The organism is Vreelandella subterranea (assembly GCF_900111305.1).
Lineage (GTDB): Bacteria > Pseudomonadota > Gammaproteobacteria > Pseudomonadales > Halomonadaceae > Vreelandella > Vreelandella subterranea.
Genome location: NZ_FOGS01000008.1, coordinates 167,942 through 187,147, shown reverse-complemented (window position 1 = coordinate 187,147; position 19,206 = coordinate 167,942). Strand labels below are relative to the sequence as shown.

At 55.4% G+C, this 19,206-nt stretch carries 16 protein-coding genes; 14 read left to right on the top strand and 2 right to left on the bottom strand.

The genetic code is table 11. The annotated features are described in order from the left end of the window. The first annotated feature begins 143 nt into the window (after nt 1-143). The 11 genes from pheS (at nt 144) to BMX75_RS12990 (ending at nt 13,556) form a co-directional block, all read left to right on the top strand. Nucleotides 144-1,163, top strand: coding sequence for a phenylalanine--tRNA ligase subunit alpha (gene pheS, locus BMX75_RS13040; RefSeq protein WP_092828587.1), 1,020 nt, complete (start codon nt 144-146; stop codon nt 1,161-1,163). A gap of 26 nt (nt 1,164-1,189) precedes the next feature. Next, nucleotides 1,190-3,571, top strand: a complete 2,382-nt coding sequence (pheT, locus tag BMX75_RS13035) for a phenylalanine--tRNA ligase subunit beta (protein ID WP_092828585.1) — start codon at nt 1,190-1,192, stop codon at nt 3,569-3,571. 60 nt (nt 3,572-3,631) lie between these two features. Then, the gene (locus tag BMX75_RS13030) at nt 3,632-3,934 is read left to right on the top strand and encodes an integration host factor subunit alpha (protein ID WP_066317580.1); all 303 of its coding nucleotides are present in this window, start codon (nt 3,632-3,634) and stop codon (nt 3,932-3,934) included. 208 nt (nt 3,935-4,142) lie between these two features. Further along, nucleotides 4,143-4,610 (top strand): flavodoxin domain-containing protein, encoded by a 468-nt coding sequence (locus BMX75_RS13025; RefSeq protein ID WP_092828583.1) that lies wholly within the window; start codon nt 4,143-4,145, stop codon nt 4,608-4,610. Then, on the top strand, nt 4,610-4,978 hold the full coding sequence (locus tag BMX75_RS13020) for a hypothetical protein (RefSeq protein WP_245748546.1): 369 nt from the start codon (nt 4,610-4,612) through the stop codon (nt 4,976-4,978). The genes BMX75_RS13025 and BMX75_RS13020 overlap by 1 nt, the downstream gene beginning before the upstream one ends. A 203-nt stretch (nt 4,979-5,181) precedes the next feature. Continuing rightward, nucleotides 5,182-6,534 (top strand): trigger factor, encoded by a 1,353-nt coding sequence (tig, locus tag BMX75_RS13015; protein ID WP_092828581.1) that lies wholly within the window; start codon nt 5,182-5,184, stop codon nt 6,532-6,534. A 65-nt stretch (nt 6,535-6,599) separates the two neighbouring features. Next, nucleotides 6,600-7,217 carry an ATP-dependent Clp endopeptidase proteolytic subunit ClpP gene (gene clpP, locus BMX75_RS13010; RefSeq protein WP_066317570.1) on the top strand — a complete coding sequence of 206 codons (618 nt, stop codon included), beginning with the start codon at nt 6,600-6,602 and terminating at the stop codon, nt 7,215-7,217. Between the two features lie 74 nt (nt 7,218-7,291). Next, a complete protein-coding gene (gene clpX / locus BMX75_RS13005) occupies nt 7,292-8,572 on the top strand; it encodes an ATP-dependent Clp protease ATP-binding subunit ClpX (protein WP_066317568.1) in 1,281 nt (426 codons plus the stop codon). A gap of 175 nt (nt 8,573-8,747) precedes the next feature. Beyond that, nucleotides 8,748-11,159: an endopeptidase La gene (gene lon, locus BMX75_RS13000; RefSeq protein WP_092828579.1), complete on the top strand. Its 2,412-nt coding sequence runs from the start codon at nt 8,748-8,750 to the stop codon at nt 11,157-11,159. A 190-nt stretch (nt 11,160-11,349) separates the two neighbouring features. Beyond that, nucleotides 11,350-11,622, top strand: coding sequence for a nucleoid-associated protein HU-beta (hupB, locus tag BMX75_RS12995; RefSeq protein WP_066317565.1), 273 nt, complete (start codon nt 11,350-11,352; stop codon nt 11,620-11,622). Nucleotides 11,623-11,735: 113 nt separating this feature from the next. Next, the gene (locus BMX75_RS12990; protein ID WP_092828577.1) at nt 11,736-13,556 is read left to right on the top strand and encodes a SurA N-terminal domain-containing protein; all 1,821 of its coding nucleotides are present in this window, start codon (nt 11,736-11,738) and stop codon (nt 13,554-13,556) included. A gap of 81 nt (nt 13,557-13,637) precedes the next feature. On the opposite strand, the gene BMX75_RS12985 is transcribed toward BMX75_RS12990, so the two are convergent. Both BMX75_RS12985 and BMX75_RS12980 read right to left on the bottom strand, forming a co-directional pair. Continuing rightward, nucleotides 13,638-14,408 carry a UDP-2,3-diacylglucosamine diphosphatase gene (locus BMX75_RS12985; protein WP_092828575.1) on the bottom strand — a complete coding sequence of 257 codons (771 nt, stop codon included), beginning with the start codon at nt 14,406-14,408 and terminating at the stop codon, nt 13,638-13,640. Between the two features lie 14 nt (nt 14,409-14,422). Continuing rightward, nucleotides 14,423-14,923, bottom strand: a complete 501-nt coding sequence (locus tag BMX75_RS12980) for a peptidylprolyl isomerase (protein ID WP_092828573.1) — start codon at nt 14,921-14,923, stop codon at nt 14,423-14,425. A gap of 155 nt (nt 14,924-15,078) precedes the next feature. Between BMX75_RS12980 and BMX75_RS12970 the strand changes: the two genes are divergently transcribed. From BMX75_RS12970 to osmF, 3 genes are all read left to right on the top strand, one after another. Further along, nucleotides 15,079-16,758 carry a glutamine--tRNA ligase/YqeY domain fusion protein gene (locus BMX75_RS12970; protein ID WP_092828569.1) on the top strand — a complete coding sequence of 560 codons (1,680 nt, stop codon included), beginning with the start codon at nt 15,079-15,081 and terminating at the stop codon, nt 16,756-16,758. Between the two features lie 11 nt (nt 16,759-16,769). Continuing rightward, nucleotides 16,770-18,176, top strand: coding sequence for a cysteine--tRNA ligase (gene cysS, locus BMX75_RS12965; protein WP_092828567.1), 1,407 nt, complete (start codon nt 16,770-16,772; stop codon nt 18,174-18,176). 115 nt (nt 18,177-18,291) lie between these two features. After that, nucleotides 18,292-19,206: a glycine betaine ABC transporter substrate-binding protein OsmF gene (gene osmF / locus BMX75_RS12960; RefSeq protein ID WP_092828566.1), complete on the top strand. Its 915-nt coding sequence runs from the start codon at nt 18,292-18,294 to the stop codon at nt 19,204-19,206.

The window sequence follows — 19,206 nt, the reverse complement described above, 5'->3', positions numbered from 1 at the left end:
CAGTGTGAACGCCAAGGTCATTTTAGTGTGACCCATACAGGGGAAGAGCAGCCGCTCTTCCCCTGTTTTTATGTCACGCTCTTCAACCACAACATGACACGCCATCCTCAGGATGGAAATCGCTTAATTCGGAGATGAACAGGATGGACCACCTTCCCGCGCTGGTATCTGAAGCACGCGACGCCATTCAGGCGGCACAGAGCGTCGCTGCATTGGATGAAGTGCGCGTACGTTATTTAGGCAAAAAAGGCGAAATGACGACGTTGCTTAAAGGGCTTGGCAAACTGTCCGCCGAAGAGCGTCCAGCTGCAGGTGAGCGTATCAATCAAGCCAAGCAGACATTGGCGGCAGAAATCGACGCCAAACGCCAGCAGCTTGAAAGCGAGGCCCTTGAAGCACGCCTGGCGGCGGAGCGTATCGATGTTACCTTGCCCGGTCGCACCCAGTCGGCTGGCGGTCTGCACCCGGTGACCCGCACGCTTGAACGGATCGAGGGACTGTTTACCCGCATAGGTTATGACGTCGCAGTCGGGCCTGAAATTGAAGATGACTACCACAATTTCGAGGCGCTCAATATTCCCTCGCATCACCCGGCCCGCGGCATGGCCGACACTTTTTACTTTGATGCAACGCGCTTGTTGAGGACCCATACCTCGCCCGTGCAAGTGCGTACCATGAAAAGCACTGAACCGCCTATTCGGATTGTCTGCCCGGGGCGCGTTTACCGCAGTGATTCGGACCTGACCCACACGCCGATGTTTCATCAGGTCGAGGGTCTGCTGGTGGATGAAGATATCAGCTTTGCGGATTTGAAAGGCACGATTGAAGATTTCCTGCATGCATTTTTCGAGCGGGATGATCTCTCGGTACGCTTTCGTCCTTCCTACTTCCCCTTTACAGAACCGTCGGCGGAAGTCGATATTCAATGCGTCATGTGTGGTGGCGACGGGTGTCGTGTTTGCTCGCACAGTGGCTGGCTGGAGGTGATGGGCTGCGGCATGGTCCATCCAGAAGTCTTTCGTCATTCCGGCATCGATGCTGAGCGTTATACGGGCTTTGCATTCGGTATGGGGGCCGAGCGCCTGGCCATGCTTCGATATGGCGTCAATGACTTGCGTCTTTTCTTTGAGAATGATCTGCGCTTTTTGCGCCAGTTCGCCTAAGTCCTTCGCCAACCACAGGAACGACCATGAAATTTTCAGAACAGTGGCTGCGCGAGTGGGTTTCGCCGCAGTTGGATACACAAGCAGTCGCCGACCAGATCACCATGGCAGGCCTGGAGGTCGATGCTGTCGAGCCGGTGGCCGCGTCATTCAGCGGCGTGGTCGTAGCGGAAGTGCTGACCAGGGAAAGCCATCCCAATGCTGACAAGCTCAGCGTGTGCACGGTGGATGACGGCAGTGGCTCGTCGGTTCAGGTGGTCTGCGGGGCGCCCAATGTCGACGTAGGTCAAAAGGTGCCATTTGCCCGGGTCGGCGGCGTATTGCCCGATGATTTCAAGATCAAGAAAGCCAAGCTGCGTGGTGTCGAGTCGCAGGGCATGATTTGCTCCGCCTCCGAGCTTGGCCTTGAGGAGGATACCTCGGCCGGTATTCTCGAGCTGCCCGTCGAAGCGCCTGTTGGCATGGATTTCCGCGAGTATATGCACCTCAATGACATGACCATTGAGGTCGATCTCACGCCTAACCGGGGCGACTGCCTGAGTATTAAAGGCTTGGCGCGTGAGGTGGGTGTGCTTAACCGCCAGGCTGTATCGGCACCGGAAGTGCTGGTGGTGCCTGCCGCGATCAATGATACCTTCGCGGTCGACCTGGAAGCGCCGGACCAATGTCCGCGTTATCTTGGGCGTGTCATCACCGGTGTCAATACAGGCGCTGAAACACCTCTCTGGATGGTCGAGCGCTTGCGGCGCAGCGGTATCCGCTCGATTGATCCGGTCGTTGATATCACCAACTATGTGATGCTGGAGCTTGGTCAGCCCATGCACGCCTTTGACCGGGACAACCTCAGTGGCGGCATCGTCGTGAGGATGGCCCGCCCAGGGGAGGTCTTGACGCTGCTGGATGGGCAGGAGATAGCCCTGCGGCCTGAAACCCTGGTGATTGCCGATCAGACAGGCCCGCTGGCGATGGCAGGTATCATGGGGGGCGAGTTGTCCGGTGTCAGCGAAACAACACGCACGATATTCCTGGAAGCTGCCTTCTTTAGCCCGGTGGCCATTGCCGGTCAGGCCCGTTCCTACGGTTTGCACACCGATGCCTCGCATCGCTTTGAGCGGGGCGTCGACCCAGAACTGACGCCCCTCGCCATCGAGCGTGCGACACGCCTTCTCCTGGAGATATGTGGTGGCCAGGCAGGGCCCGTTGTCGAGGCGAAGAGTGAGGCTGCAATGCCGACCGCCAAGCACATTAAGCTTCGCGGTGAGCGGCTTGAAAAAGCCCTTTCCAAGCGTTTGGCCGACGATGACGTCAGCGATATTCTCGAGCGCCTGGGGTTCGGCGTCAGAGAAAGCGAAGGCAACTGGCTGGTGCAGGTACCCAGTTGGCGCTTTGATGTTTCCATTGAAGAAGATCTGATTGAAGAAGTGGCGCGAATCCACGGCTACAATAACCTGCCGGTTCGTCGCCCCGCCGCGCGGCTCTCGTTGCGTCCCACGGACGAAGCCAAGCTTTCCCTTGGGCAGCTGCGTCGGCAAATGGTGGCGCGGGGGTTTCAGGAAGCCATTACCTATAGTTTTGTGGCCCCGGAACTACAGTCGGCCATGCTGCCGGACGCCGTCTCGCCAGTTCTTGCCAACCCCATCTCCGCCGATATGTCGGTGATGCGTGCCAGCCTGATGCCGGGACTGGTGCGGGCGATGGAGCACAATCTTAACCGTCAGCAAAGCCGGGTGCGCCTGTTTGAGACGGGGCTGGTCTTCAACGGTGAACTGGATGCTTTATCGCAAGTGCCGATGATGGGGGCGCTGGTGTGCGGCAGCCGGGATCCGGAAGGCTGGAGCGGCGCCAAGGCCAGCGTGGACTTTTATGACCTCAAAGGTGACCTGGAAAGCTTGCTGACATTGGGCGGTAATCGCGATGCGTGGCGGTTCGAGCCCGCCGAGCATCCAGCCCTGCACCCCGGTCAGAGTGCCCAGGTGATGTTTGAAGGCAAACCGGCGGGATGGATCGGCACCCTGCATCCTCAGGTAAGGGCAACGCTGGGGCTTAAAGTCGATGCGGTCGTATTTGAAGTGCGTTTGGATCACTTGAGCCAGGGGGATGTGCCCGCTTTCGAACCGCTGTCACGCTTTCCGGAAGTGCGCCGTGATTTAGCCTTTACACTGCCCGCTGATCGCCCCGTACAGACGTTGCTGGATAGTGCGAAGGTGAAAGCAGGCGAATACCTGAAAGACATAACGCTATTTGATGTCTATGCTGGTAAGGGCGTCGCCGAAGGCTACAAAAGTATCGCGCTAGGCTTGACCTGGCAGCACCCATCGCGCACGCTTAATGATGAAGAAATCAATCAGTTGGTAGAGTCGATAGTGGCGCAGGTGCAAGCTGAGTTGGGCGCTGAGCTACGCGGCTAAACATGCCAAGGTGCGTTCGTTTCGTATGCTTGGCGGCTTTGTGCTACACGGAGGATGACCATGGGTGCGTTAACCAAAGCAGAGCTGGCGGAGCATTTACATACCGAGCTATCGTTTTCCAAGCGGGAAGCAAAAGCCATGGTTGAGGCTTTCTTCGAGGAAATTCGAGCCTGTTTGAGAGAAAACGAGCAGGTGAAGCTGTCAGGTTTTGGTAATTTTGATCTTCGCGACAAGCGTGAGCGGCCAGGGCGCAACCCCAAGACCGGTGAAGAAATCCCCATTTCAGCTCGCCGGGTTGTGACTTTCCGCCCCGGGCAAAAGCTCAAGCAGCAAGTCGAGCATTATCGGGGGTCGGCATCATAACGTAACGCAAATGCTCTGTTTCCCCTGCAAGCCACTGATGAGCCCTCGTTGATGCGCCTTTGTCAACGGGGGCTTTATATTATCCACGAGGCTAGCGACCCTCTTAGAGGGTGCGCCGCATCACTGAGGCATGTTAATATTTGAGTAAATTCATCGGGTATTGGTCGGCTTCTGGTCGGCGGTACACCCCCTTGTTTGAGGAGTCGTAATGCCTCGGCTAAGTATAGCAGTAGGTACCATGTACGGCGGTGCATTGGATGTGGCTGAGCAGGTCAAGCCGCTATTCGAGGAAGCGGGCTACGAGGTTGATATTCTGGAACAGCCCGTACTGGCGGACATTACCGATTCGACGCCGGATCTCGTTCTGTTCTGCGTATCAACCACCGGTAGCGGTGACTTTCCAGGCAACTTTGTGCCTTTCGTCCGAGACCTTCAGACTCAGAGTCCGTCGCTTTCCTCGTTGTCCTATGGCCTGATAGCGCTCGGCGATAGCTCCTACGGTGATACCTTTTGCGGTGCCGGTCGTCGTCTGGATGAGCTGCTGTCGGACCTCGGGGCAAGACGCCTGGGCGAGCGACTGGAAATCGACGCCATGGAAACCTTTATGGCCGATGACGCCGCATTGCCCTGGGTCGAAGCATGGCTGGCGTCTGAGCAACTGCCGGTGAACAGCTGATGCAACCGGGCAAGGCGGCGTCAGCCAATAAAGTGAGTAGTGCGCTAGGGCTGTGTGTGGTGATGCTCGCCGCCTTGCCTCGCTACATGGCGGGTGGCCACGAAACCCGTTTGACGCTTATACTGCTGGCGCTGGTGGCTGTGTTGGTGGCTACCGTCTTGCAATGGCGTCTCCTGCCTCGAGAGGGGCGGCAGCAGCTTCCGGGCAGGCTCAAGCGTCTTTCCATCATGATGTTACTCGGGGTGTTGGTGATGGGGGCGTGGCATGCGCTATTCACCGACTGGATGAGCTGGCAGGTATTCATTTCCCATGCAAGCACCTTTGGTCTTGTCGCCCACGTTGTCAGTCTGTGGTGGTCGGCCGAATAAGGGACAGATCATGAAAATCGTCCGTCTTGGCACTAAATCGATGCCAAAAGGGCTCTGAAGGGCGCACCTTCCCCCTTGTTTTTCAGGATGCAGCCCCCATCTTGCGAGCATGGCGCTTGCCACGATGCGCCAGGGTTCTTAAAATCGCCCCTTGGACTTATTTACAGTAATCAACACAACGCCCAGCCGTTAGAGGACAATTCATGCAAGTTTCCGTCGAGACGCCCTCCCAGATTGAACGCCGCATCACGATTCAAGTGCCTGCCGGCGAAATCGATGAGGCTGTCAATACTCGCTTAAAAGAAACGGCGAAGAACGTTCGCTTGAATGGTTTTCGCCAAGGGCGAGTGCCGATGGCCGTGGTTCGTCAGCGTTACGGCCAGAGCGTGCGTGACGAAGTGATTGGCGAAGTAATGCGTGAACGCTACGTGCGCGCAATCACCGATGAAGGGTTTAATCCGGCGGGCTACCCGCAAATTGAACCAATCATCAACGAAGCGGGTAAGGACTTTGAATTCGTCGCCACCATGGAAGTCTATCCGGAAGTCGAGCTTGCTTCGATTGAGGGAACCGAAGTGGAGCGTCCGGTGGTAGAGGTCACCGATGCTGATGTTGACGAAATGATCGACACACTGCGCAAGCAGAATGCGACCTATAAAGAGGTCGACTCTGCTGCTGAAGACGGCGATCAAGTGACCATCGACTTCCAGGGCTATCTTGGCGACGAGCCCTTCGAAGGTGGTAGTGCTGAAGGCCATGAACTGGTAATTGGTTCCAATAGCTTCATCCCCGGGTTTGAAGAGCAGCTCATCGGCGCGAAAGCCGGTGACGAGAAAACCATCACCGTGACGTTCCCCGAGGACTATCAGGCCGAGCACCTCGCGGGTAAGGATGCCACCTTCAAGGTCAAGGTGCATAAGGTCAGCCGTCAGACGCTGCCGGACGTTGACGCCGAGTTCATCGAGCGTTTCGGCGTTGAAGGCGGTGACGAAGCCAAGTTCCGCACTGAAATCAAGAAGAACATGACCCGTGAATCAGCACAGGCGGTCGATAACCGTGTCAAGCAGCAGGTACTGGATGCGCTGAAAAAAGCCAACGACATCCCGGTTCCGAGTGCGCTGGTTCAGCAAGAGACAGATGGCATGAAGCGTCAGGCTGCTCAGCAGTTCGGCCTCGGTGAAGATTTCGACGTCAGTCAACTGCCCAATGAACTCTTCGAAGAGCAAGCGAAGGGCCGTGTTCAGGTCGGCTTGTTACTCGCCGAGGTCATCAAGGCAAACGAGCTTGACGCATCAGACGATGAGATCAAGGCGAAGGTTGAGGAACTGGCAGAGCAGTACCAAGACCCTTCTGAGGTCGTTGACTATTATATGGGCAACGAACAGATGAAAACCCAGGTCAAATCTGCCATTCTCGAAGAAAAAGCGGTTGATAAGCTGCTTGAGCAAGCAACCGTCGCTGATGTTGAAATGTCCTACCAGCAAGTGCTGGCAGCGGCTCAGCAACAGGCTGAGGCAGGTGAGGGCGCTGAAGAAGGTGAAACCACCAGCGCGTAAGCTCCCTGACGCTGGCGCACCGTCCGGGTGCGCCATTCCCTTATCGGACGCAAGGAATCACCTAAATGAGTGAATTTGATATTCAAAACGCCGGCGGTTTAGTGCCCATGGTGGTGGAGCAAAGCGCCAAAGGGGAAAGATCCTACGATATTTACTCGCGTCTGCTTAAAGAGCGCGTTATCTTTTTGGTAGGGCCCGTCGAAGATTACACAGCCAATCTGGTTGTCGCTCAGTTGCTGTTTCTTGAGTCAGAGAACCCTGATAAAGACATCCATCTGTATATCAACTCGCCTGGCGGGTCGGTGACGGCGGGGATGTCGATCTATGACACCATGCAGTTCATCAAGCCTGATGTGTCGACAGTATGTATCGGCCAGGCAGCCAGCATGGGCGCCTTGTTGTTGACCGCCGGTGCAGCAGGCAAGCGTTACTGCCTGCCGAATTCCCGCGTGATGATCCATCAACCGCTGGGCGGTTATCAGGGTCAGGCATCGGATATCGAAATCCATACCCGTGAGATTTTGGGCATCCGTGAGAAGCTGAACCACATTCTGGCGCATCACTCAGGCCAGGATATCGAGGATGTTGCGCGTGACACTGATCGTGACAACTTCATGAGTTCCAGCCAGGCTCAAGAGTATGGCTTGATTGATGCAGTGCTGGATAAGCGGCCTACATCCTGATAGCGTGACGGGATACTGCATTTCCAACGAGCTTACAAGGCGGTTTTTACCGCCGCAGTGAAAGAGGTACGCGAATGGCCGACGGCAAAGGCAAAGACGAAGGTGGCAAGCTGCTTTATTGCTCGTTTTGTGGCAAGAACCAAAACGAGGTAAGGAAGCTGATTGCCGGTCCATCCGTCTATATCTGCGATGAGTGTGTCGACTTGTGTAACGACATCATTCGCGAAGAAGTTCTCGAAGCCGATGCCGAGAGCGATGAAGAGCGTTTACCTACGCCTCGCGAGATACGTTATACGCTTGACGACTACGTTATCGGACAGGACCGTGCAAAAATGGTCCTGTCGGTCGCTGTGTACAACCATTACAAGCGGCTGAAATCCGAAGTGCGTGAAAGCGACGTCGAACTCGGAAAATCCAACATCCTGCTGATTGGTCCGACGGGTAGCGGTAAGACGCTACTGGCCGAGACCATGGCAAGGCTGCTGAACGTACCGTTTACGATTGCCGATGCCACCACGCTGACGGAAGCAGGCTATGTGGGTGAAGATGTTGAAAACATCATCCAGAAGCTGCTGCAGAAGTGTGACTATGACGTCGAGAAAGCGGAGCGGGGCATCGTCTACATTGACGAAATCGACAAGATTTCGCGCAAGTCCGACAATCCGTCAATCACGCGTGACGTTTCCGGTGAAGGCGTACAGCAAGCGTTGCTCAAGTTGATTGAGGGCACGACAGCATCTGTTCCGCCGCAGGGAGGGCGCAAGCATCCCCAGCAGGAATTTGTGCAGGTCAATACCGCTAACATGTTGTTTATTGTCGGTGGCGCATTTGCCGGGCTTGATAAGGTCATCCGCGACCGCGTTGAAAAGGGAGGTATCGGTTTCAATGCGACGGTGAAGAGCAAGGAGTCGTCTCGCGGCGTCGGTGAAATGCTGGCCGATGTCGAGCCGGATGACCTGGTCAAGTTTGGCCTTATTCCAGAGTTCGTCGGTCGTTTGCCGGTAATCGCCACGTTAACCGAGCTTACCGAAGAAGCGTTGATTGAAATACTCACCGAGCCCAAGAACTCCTTGATCAAGCAGTATGCCAAGCTGTTTGAAATGGAAAACGTGACGCTCGAGTTTCGTGATGATGCGCTTCGTGCCGTCGCTGAAAAAGCGATGGAACGTAAAACCGGTGCGCGTGGCTTAAGGTCGATCCTTGAATCCGTATTGCTTGATACCATGTACGAAATCCCTTCTTTGGAAGGTGTCAGCAAAGTGGTGATCGAAGCTTCGGTAATTGCCGGTGAAAGTGAACCGCTGTTGATTTACTCCCAGCAAGAAGAGGCACGGGTCGACGGCACCGATGGTTAAATCCATCACCGAAGACCCATAGCTTTCTATCGCTTTCGCGGTTAGCGCCAGTCAAGGGGTCGCCTAGGCGACCCCTTGTCATTAGTAGCGCAGTGCTACATGGTGCCTAGGCCGTGCTTTAAACGTAGTCAGTTCTCTTCCCAGAACTCATCTGATTTATCGAGGAACGTCTGCGATGCAGCAGAGCGCCGAACAGACACAATGTCTACCCCTGTTACCATTGCGCGATGTGGTGGTTTATCCGCAAATGGTAATTCCCCTTTTCGTGGGACGTGAAAAGTCGATCCAAGCCCTAGAGGCGGCAATGGAGGCCGACAAGCGCGTTCTACTCGTGGCTCAACGCGAGGCATCTCAAGATGAGCCTGACAACGCCGACCTTTATGCCATGGGGACGGTGGCCGACATCATGCAGCTTTTGAAGCTGCCTGATGGAACGGTAAAGGTGCTGATCGAAGGCAACTACCGTGCGGATGTGAGTCGCATCGAAGAGCATGCTGATGGTTACACTCAGGCCTACCTGATGCCCCGTGAAAGCCAGCCGCTGACGACCCGCGAGCAAGAGGCATTGGTTCGCGTACTGCTCAATCAGTTCGAGCAGTACGTCAAGCTATCCAAAAAAGTGCCCAACGAAGTACTTAACTCGTTGTCCGGCATTGAGGACCCGAGTCGTCTGGTGGATACCATCTGCGCGCATTTATCGCTGAAAATCGGCGATAAGCAAGAGCTCCTGGAAATGGATCGTGTGCGCGACCGCATTGAGCACTTGATGGCGCTCATCGAGTCTGAAATTGACCTCTTGCAGGTGGAAAAGCGGATTCGCACGCGTGTCAAAGAGCAGATGGAAAAGACGCAGCGTGAGTATTATCTGAACGAGCAGATGAAAGCCATCCAAAAAGAGATGGGCGAGCTCGATGATGTACCCAACGAAGTGGAAAAGTATGAGCAGGCGATTGCCTCGTCTGGCATGCCAAAAGAGGCGTCGGATAAAGCCACCCAAGAGCTGAACAAGCTCAAGATGATGGCGGCCAACTCCGCTGAAGCCAGCGTAGTGCGGTCCTACCTGGACTGGCTGATCGCAGTGCCGTGGAAAAAACGCACTCGCGTCAAGCACGACCTGCAGAAAGCCCAGCAGGTGCTCGATGAAGACCACTATGGTCTGGAAGAGGTAAAGTCACGCATCCTGGAATATCTTGCGGTACAAAAGCGTGTCCGCAAGATGAAAGGCCCCGTGTTGTGCCTGGTCGGTCCGCCCGGGGTGGGTAAAACGTCGCTAGGCCAATCGATTGCACGGGCGACTAACCGCAAATACGTACGCCTTGCCTTGGGCGGGGTACGTGATGAATCCGAGATCAGGGGCCATCGGCGCACCTATATTGGTTCCTTGCCGGGTAAGCTGATGCAGCGCATGAGTCGGGCAGGCGTTAAAAACCCCCTGTTTCTGTTCGACGAGGTCGACAAGTTAGGCATGGACCATCGGGGGGACCCGGCCTCTGCGCTGTTAGAGGTTCTGGACCCTGAACAGAACAACAGCTTCAGCGACCATTACCTTGAGCTGGATTATGATCTGTCCGAAACGCTGTTCATCTGCACGGCCAATTCGATGAATATTCCGGGTCCATTGCTGGATCGTATGGAAATCATTCGCCTGCCTGGCTATACCGAAGATGAAAAGCTGGCGATTGCCAAGCGTTACCTGCTACCCAAGCAGTTGAAAGCCAACGGTCTGAAAAAAGACGAGCTGGCGGTAGAAGATGACGCCTTGCTTGAGCTTATTCGCTACTACACCCGTGAAGCGGGTGTCCGCGAGTTGGAACGCCAGATCGCCAAGGTCTGCCGGAAAGTGTTGCGCGAGCGCATAGAACCTTCGGCCGTCAAAGATGGCGAACTGCCACCGGATCTGCTTGCGGCCAGGCACATCGAGCACTATGCGGGCGTTCGGCGTTACAGCTATGGTCTTGCCGAAGAAGATGATCAGGTGGGCCGCGTGACCGGGTTGGCATGGACCTCCGTAGGTGGCGAATTGCTGAATATTGAATCGGTGGTGACGCCTGGCAAGGGGCGAATCAATAAAACTGGTTCGCTCGGCGATGTCATGAAGGAGTCCGTCAGTGCGGCACAGACCGTCGTGCGAGCCAGAGCCCAGGCATACGGTATCGACGCCGAGCGGTTCGAGAAAGAGGACCTGCATATCCACGTCCCGGAGGGCGCCACGCCCAAGGATGGCCCGAGTGCCGGGGTGGCCATGGTGACGGCGATTGTCTCTGCCTATACCCAGCGCCCGGTGAAGAGCCATGTGGCGATGACCGGTGAAGTCAACCTGCGTGGTGAAGTCATGCCGATTGGCGGGCTAAAGGAGAAATTGCTGGCAGCCCGTCGTGGTGGTATAAAGATAGTCCTGATTCCAGAAGAAAATCGTCGCGATCTCAAGGAAGTACCCGACAATATCAAGGATGCACTGGATATCCGTCCGGTACGCTGGATTGACGATGTACTTGCTGTGGCGTTGGCGGACGAACCTTTGGAAGGTGCGCCGCTGCCTAAAGCGGATAAAGCGTTGGGTAACACTGCCGTCGCCAATACACATTAGCAACGTCGGCCAACCGTTAGCATTTTGTTTGTAGCATTGCCCAAAAGCCTTTATGGCGGGCACATCCAGGCAAGGTCGCTTGACAGGCGTTTCAGGGCATTGCTATAAAACGCTGCTATGCCTTGATCGTCGATACCGTCGGTGACCATGTCTTTAGAACCATTTTTTTGAAACAGTCAAGGGGTGAAGTGTGAATAAGTCTGAGCTGATTGAAGCCATTGCCGCGTCTGCAGATATTCCAAAAGCAGCGGCAACCCGCGCATTGGATGCCATGGTGGAGTCTGTCACCGATAGCCTGAAAAATGGCGACAGTGTTTCACTGGTGGGCTTTGGCACCTTCGCGATCAAAGAACGTGCTGCACGAACCGGCCGTAACCCGCAAACAGGCCAGCCGATCCAGATCAGTGCGGCAAAAGTGCCTAGCTTTAAAGCTGGTAAAGCATTGAAAGACGCCGTTAATTAAGTTGTAAGCGTTTGTAGTCATCTATGGGCGCATCGCAACCGCGATGCGCCCATGTTATTTTCTAGCTCACTTTTTAGGGGCGACCCGTTTAGCTGTGACTACCTGAGGGCAACATGCTGCAAAGTATTCGGAATGGATCCAGAAGCTGGGGAGCCAAGATCATCATCGGGGTCATGGTGGCTGCCATGGCGCTTTTCGGTGTGGAATCTTTGTTTGGTCTGTTCGGTGACGACCCCAACCAAGAAATCAGCGTGAATGGCGAGCCCATCATGCGCCAACAGATTGAACTGGAAGTTCAGCGTGCCATGCGTTCAGGCCAGGTGCCGCCTGAGCAAGAGCGTCAACTGCGTAATGACATAAGGGAGGAACTGGTAACGCAAACACTGCTTACTCAATACGCCGAAGAAGGTGGCTTGTACGTATCCGAAGACCAGGTTGACCAGCTCATTGTGGGTATCCCTGAATTTCAGGATGAAGACGGACGGTTCTCGCCCGACATATTTCGCAGCCGTTTATCAGGGGCTGGCTATACGCCTCTTTCATTCCGCGAGGAGCTGGAAGTGGACGTCAAGCGTCAACAGCTTCAGCAGGGCCTTGCGTTTAGCGATTTCACCCTGGATAACGAGCGTCAGCGCCTGGCAGAACTCCAGCGTCAACAGCGTAGTTTTCGCTATGTGATGCTGGACGAAGATGATCTCGAAGGCGATGTGCAGATCAGCGAAGACGAGCTGGAAAGCTACTATGAGGCCAATGCCGACCGTTTTGAGCGCCCCGAGCAGGTACGCCTCGAGTATGTCTTGATTGACCGCCGGGAAATGGCCGATAGCGTCGATGTGGATGAAGAGGCGCTACGCGAGGCCTGGCTAGAGCGCAACGCTAACGCAGACCGCCGCGTTTCACACATCATGATTACATTCGGTGATGAGCGTGATCGCGAAGACGCCCGGCAACGGGCGGAGGAGGCGCTACAAGCTCTTGAAGCCGGCGAATCTTTCGCCGATACGGCGCTTCGCTATTCTGATGATACGGCCAGCGCGGAAGAAGGCGGCGACCTGGGCACAATCAGCCGTGGCTTTTTCGGCGATACCTTTGATGAAGCGGCGTTCTCTCTTGATGAGGGAGAAACCTCATCGATTGTCGAAATGGGCAACGCCCTGCATATCATTCAAGTCACTGGTATCGACCGTCCGGCGTTCGAGGACCAGCGGGATTCACTGCGCGAAGATGTCGCAATGAACGAAGTGAACGATGCGTTTAACGATAAGGTCCAGCAGCTTATTGACGAGAGCTTTGCGGCCGATGACCTGCAAGGTGTCGCCGAAGACCTGTCACTCCCCCTTCAAGAAAGCGACTGGCTGTCCCGGAATGATCAGGGTAGTAGTGTCCTGTTCGAGCCAGGCGTTCTGGAACAGGCGTTCAGCAACGACGTTCTCGAGGAAGGCTATAACAGTGAAGTGATCGAACTCGACGAAGACCGTCGTTTGGTCGTGCGCGTTGCGGATCATCGTGAACAGACTCAGTTACCGTTAGACGACGTACGCGATGAGGTGGAGGCAGCGGTAGTCGCCCAGCGGCAACAAGAGCGACTTCAAGCGCAAGCCAGAGACATGGTGGCACGCCTGCAAGAAGGTGAGTCGATTGATAGACAGTGGCTGGAGGCCAACAATGTTCGCCGCCAGGATGAAGCCACGGCTTCTCAACTGATTGTGCAAGCCGCTTTCCGGATGCCGCATCCAGAGGATGGCGGAAGCACCTATCAAACGGCAGTACTGCCTACTGGCGTTGCGCTCATTGCGCTTGACAAAGTAGTGCCGGGAGATGCGGATGAAGAGCGCGAGCAGTTTGTCGCTCAGATGGCCCAGCAGTTGCGTGCACAGGCCATTATTCAGGGGCTTGTTCAAGACCTGCGCAGCGATGCCGAGATTGAGCGATAAGCCTTAGGCGTGACGTCCGTTCCGTTGAAAAAGCCGATCTAGGAGATCGGCTTTTTTTATAGTTCTTTTGTAGTGCCGTCTTCAGGGAGACGGTGGATTGGTAAGGGGAAACTGGCGCAGTCGTGGGGCGGTATGATCTGATTTCTCGACCACGATATCCCAGCCGTGGCTGGCATCCCAGTCACCAAGCACGAAGCGTTTGGCAGGGACATCTTCCACGGTTAAATCGTGCACTTTAGGACGGTGGGTATGACCATGAATCATGGTCGTGACGCCATGCTTTTCTATCAGCGCCACCACCTCCTCATGGGTCACATCCATGATGGCATCCGCCTTCTTGGCATTAGCGTCTCCCGACTGCATTCGCAGGCTGCTTGCCAGTTCCAGGCGCTGTTCCAGCGGCATGGCAAGTATCTGGGCTTGCCATTCAGGGTCCCGAGATTGTTGGCGAAATGCCATATACGCCTCATCTTGAGTGCATAGGCTATCGCCATGCAAGATGACGGCAGGCACCCCCTGAAGCTCGATTTGTTCTACCTCGGAAAGCAGTGTCGCCTGACAGGCGTCAATGAAGCGTTGGCCCAGCAGGAAATCACGGTTGCCGTGAATAAAATATATTGCCGTTCCATCGCTGCTGAGGCGGTGTAATTGCTGAATGACCTCTCGAGCGACAGCGCCCAGCGGGTGAGGCGTATCGAGAAGGTCATCGCCGATCCAGGCATCAAAGAGGTCACCCAGAATATACAGGGCATCCGCTCCTTGGGCGGTATGGGCTAAATAATCATGGAACCCCTGATTAATCTCAGGGGTGTCATGACTCAAGTGCATATCAGCAACTAGCAGGGTACGCATACAGCTCCCGGAGATTATTCGGCTTCCTTGAGATAGGCGCGTTCAATGATAACGTCCTCGGCGGGTACGTCGGCATGCATACCGCGACGTGTGGTGCTGACGTTTTTGATCGCGTTGACCACGTCCATGCCGTCGACGACTTCACCGAAAACAGCATAACCCCAACCCTGCAAATTCTTGCCGCTATGATTTAAAAAGCTGTTGTCGCCGACATTGATGAAAAACTGTGCGGTGGCGGAATGAGGGTCCTGAGTACGAGCCATTGCCAGGGTGCCCAGGGTGTTTTTCAGCCCGTTATCCGCTTCGTTTTCGATCGGATCACGGGTGGGCTTTTGATTGAAATCCTGATCAAAGCCACCGCCCTGGACCATAAAGCCATCAATGACACGGTGAAAAAGGGTGCCGTCGTAAAAACCATCGCGAACATACTGCTCGAAGTTGGCGGCGGTAACGGGGGCTTTTTCATGATTAAGCGCAATCGTGATGTCACCGTGGTTCGTCTGTAATACGATCATAGATAAATTCCTGTTCAATAAAGGCGTTCGCCTTGGCGCTGTGCATCGGCGTCACGTTATAATAACGGTTTTGCTTGGCACCGCGAAGCGCTATACCGTTAGAGTAGGCAGACGCAGCCAAGCACGCCATCCACCACGAGGTTATCAACACCACCATGACCAACGAGACCACCCCAGCGCCGAACTTCATTCGCAACCAAGTACGCGACGAAATCGAGGGCGGCCAGGTCACCAAGATTGTGACGCGCTTTCCCCCGGAGCCCAATGGCTTCCTGCACATCGGCCATGCAAAGTCGATCTGCCTGAATTTTGGGTTGGCGGAGCAGATGGGTGGTGAGTGTCATTTACGCTTTGACGACACCAACCCTGCCAAAGAAGAGCAGGCCTATATTGACGCCATTAAAGAAGACGTCAGTTGGCTGGGCTTCCAGTGGGCAGGGCCGGTGCGTTTCGCTTCTGACTACTTCGACCAGCTGTATGCCTGGGCGCAACACCTGATTCGTGAAGATAAAGCCTATGTTGATGACCTGACGCCTGACGAGATTCGCGAATACCGCGGCACGCTGACCGAGCCGGGTCAGCCGAGTCCTTACCGTGAGCGTAGCGCGGAGGAGAACCTTGACCTTCTCGAGCGCATGCGCCTGGGAGAGTTTGCTGAGGGTGAAAAGGTGCTGCGTGCCAAAATTGACATGGCATCGCCCAATATCAACCTGCGTGACCCGATCCTGTATCGCATTCGTCATGCCAGCCACCATCAGACCGGCGATAAGTGGAAAATCTACCCGTCTTACGATTTTACCCATGGTCAGTCTGATGCCATCGAGGGCGTGACGCATTCTATCTGCACGTTGGAGTTCGAAGACCATCGGCCGCTTTACGAGTGGTTCCTGAATCATCTTCCTGTACCCCACAAGCCCCGTCAGATCGAGTTTGCCCGGTTAAATCTCAACTACACGCTGACCTCGAAGCGTAAGCTAAAGATGCTGGTGGACGAGCAGATCGTCGACGGCTGGGATGATCCGCGCATGCCAACCATTTCGGGCATGCGCCGTCGCGGCTATACGCCGGCCGCCATTCGCAAGTTCTGCGAGATGATTGGTGTCACCCGTGCCGATGGCGGGCTGGTGGATATCGCCATGCTGACTCACGCGATTCGTTCGGACCTGGAAGATAATGCGCCCCGCGCAATGTGTGTCTTGAAGCCGCTGAAAGTGGTGCTGACCAATGTGCCTGACGATCACGAGGAAGTGTATGAAGTGGCCGGTCATCCGGCGCGTGACGACATGCCAATGCGCAAAGTGCCGTTAACCCGCGAGATATACATCGACCAAGATGATTTCATGGAGGATGCACCCAAAAAGTTCTTCCGCCTGGCACCGGGCAAGGAAGTCCGTCTGCGCAATAGCTATGTCATCTGCTGCGATGAGGTCATCAAGGATGACGCCGGGGAGGTGACTGAACTGCGCTGCTCGGTTGATTTTGACACCCTGGGAAAAAATCCCGAGGGCCGCAAAGTGAAAGGGGTCATTCACTGGGTCAGCGTCGATCACGGTATCCCGTTGGAAGTGCGTCTCTATGATAATTTGTTCATGGTAGAACAGCCTGATCGGGATAAGGATGTCGACTTTCTGGATCATCTGAACCCTGAGTCACTGACGGTGTGCAATGCCATTGGCGAGCCCAGCCTGGCGGAGGCGGGCCCTGAAGCACGCTACCAGTTCGAGCGCGTGGGGTATTTCTGTGCTGATCGGCATGTATCGACGCCAGACCATCTGGTGTTCAATCGTACCGTAGGGCTCAAGGACAGCTGGGCGAAAATCAAGCAGAAAGGTTAAGGAATCGGCACATGCAAATCTATAATACGCTGACACGTCGCAAAGAGCCTTTTACTCCGCTGGTGGCGGGCAAGGTGAGCATGTACGTCTGCGGCATGACGGTGTATGACTACTGCCACCTTGGCCATGCCCGCGTCATGGTGGCGTTCGATGTCATTACGCGCTACCTGCGGGAGCGTGGTTATGACGTCAATTATGTGCGCAATATCACCGATATTGACGACAAGATCCTCAAGCGTGCCGATGAAAACCAAGAAAGTATCTCGGCGCTGACTGAGCGCATGATTGCGGCGATGCATGAAGACGAAGCGCGCCTCAATGTTTTGCCGCCCAGCCATGAGCCCAGAGCGACCGGGCATGTCGACGATATCATCGCCATGATCGAGACGCTGATTGATAAAGGCTTTGCCTATCCGGCCGAAAACGGCGATGTGTATTACCGCGTTCGCCGATTCGCGGATTACGGCAAGCTGAATAATCGCCAGCTGGACGACATGCGCGCAGGCGCCCGCGTTGACGTAGACGTCCATAAGGAAGATCCACTGGATTTCGTGCTCTGGAAAGCGGCCAAACCCGGCGAGGCGAGCTGGCACTCCCCTTGGGGAGACGGACGCCCTGGCTGGCATATTGAGTGCTCGGCAATGTCGACCTGCTGCCTTGGCGAGACTTTCGATATTCATGGGGGTGGGCCGGACCTGACCTTCCCTCACCACGAAAATGAAATCGCGCAGTCTGAAGCGGCCACCGGCAAAACCTACGTAAACACCTGGATGCACGCAGGGGCCGTGCGTGTCGACCAGGAAAAGATGTCGAAGTCGCTGGGTAACTTCTTCACGATTCGGGAAGTGCTGGCTGAGCACGACCCGGAAGTGGTGCGTTATCTGCTGGTCGCCAGCCACTATCGCAGTGCGATTAACTACTCACTGGATTCGCTTTCCGAGGCCAGAAAGTCACTGACACGCTTTTACACGGCGCTGGATGGCGTGAATCTTGATGTCAGCACCGAGAGCGATGATCCAGCGGGCACCCATTATCGCGACCGCTTTACTGAAGCGATGGATGATGACTTCAATACCCCCGAAGCGTTGGCGGTTTTGTTTGACCTGGCGCGGGATGTCAATCGCGCCAAATCCGATGCGCCTGAGAAGGCGCGAGCCCTTGCAGCTGAATTGAAACAGCTGGGCGGTGTGCTGGGACTTCTTCAGCAATCGCCAGAGGCGTTTCTGAAAGGTTCCCAGCAGCAAAACCTTCCGCTGAGCGAGTCGGCCATCAACGCAAAGATCGCCCAGCGTCAGGCGGCCAAGGCCAACAAGGATTTTGCGCAAGCCGATGCCATCCGCGACGAGCTGGCGAGTCTGGGGATCATTCTTAAAGATTCCCGAGAAGGCACCACCTGGGTCCTTGAGTCTGCTTCATGAGCAGGGCCAAACGATGGTGAGTACGCGTTAGATAGCGCTTAGGATTCGACGTGAATCTGACTTCAACGCACGACGGGCATATACTCCTACAAAACTCAGCAAAAGGATGATGACAATGCGTTTTGCGACTAAATCGGCCATCGCCATCGGATGTTTTACCCTGCTACCGCTATCATCGGTCAATGCCAATGACCCGGTGGTGGTTTCGTCAAAAATCGACACGGAAGGGTCCGTGCTGGGTGAACTGATCATACAGACGCTGGAGCGCCATGATATCCCCACGGAGGATCGCCTGCAGTTGGGGGGCACCAGTGTTGTACGCAGCGCCTTGCAAGCGGGAGAAATTGACCTTTATCCCGAATACACCGGCAACGGCGCCTTCTTCTTTGATATGAGCGACAGCGATGTATGGAACGACCCGGAACAGGCGTATGAAACTGTCCGGGAGCGCGATGCCGAGCAGGGACTGGTGTGGCTAACACCGGCCAGTGCCAACAATACCTGGGCCATGAGCGTGCGCAAGGATGTCGCAGAGGCAAATGGTCTGGAGACGCTCGATGACCTGGCGGCTTATCTGGAAGAAGGGGGCGAGTTCAAGTTTGCGGCAAGCGCCGAGTTTGTCGAATCCGAGCAGGCACTTCCCGCTTTTCAGCAGGCCTATGGGTTTGAACTCAGCGATGATCAACTGCTGGTGCTTTCCGGCGGCAACACAGCGGCCACCATGCGGGCAGCCGCCGAGCAGACCAGTGGCGTCAATGCTGCGATGACATACGGTACCGACGGTGGTTTGAATGCGCTGGGCCTCGTGGTGCTTGAAGACTCAAGGGGCGTTCAGCCAATCTACCAGCCAGCTCCGGTAGTACGTGAAAGCGTGTTGGAAGCGTACCCTGATATCGCGCCGCTGCTTGAAGACGTATTCAGCACGCTGGATCTTGAAACGCTGCAGAAACTCAATGCTGACGTGGCGGTGAACGGCATGTCACCCGGTAATGTCGCGGGCGATTATCTCGATAGCCTGGATAACGACTGA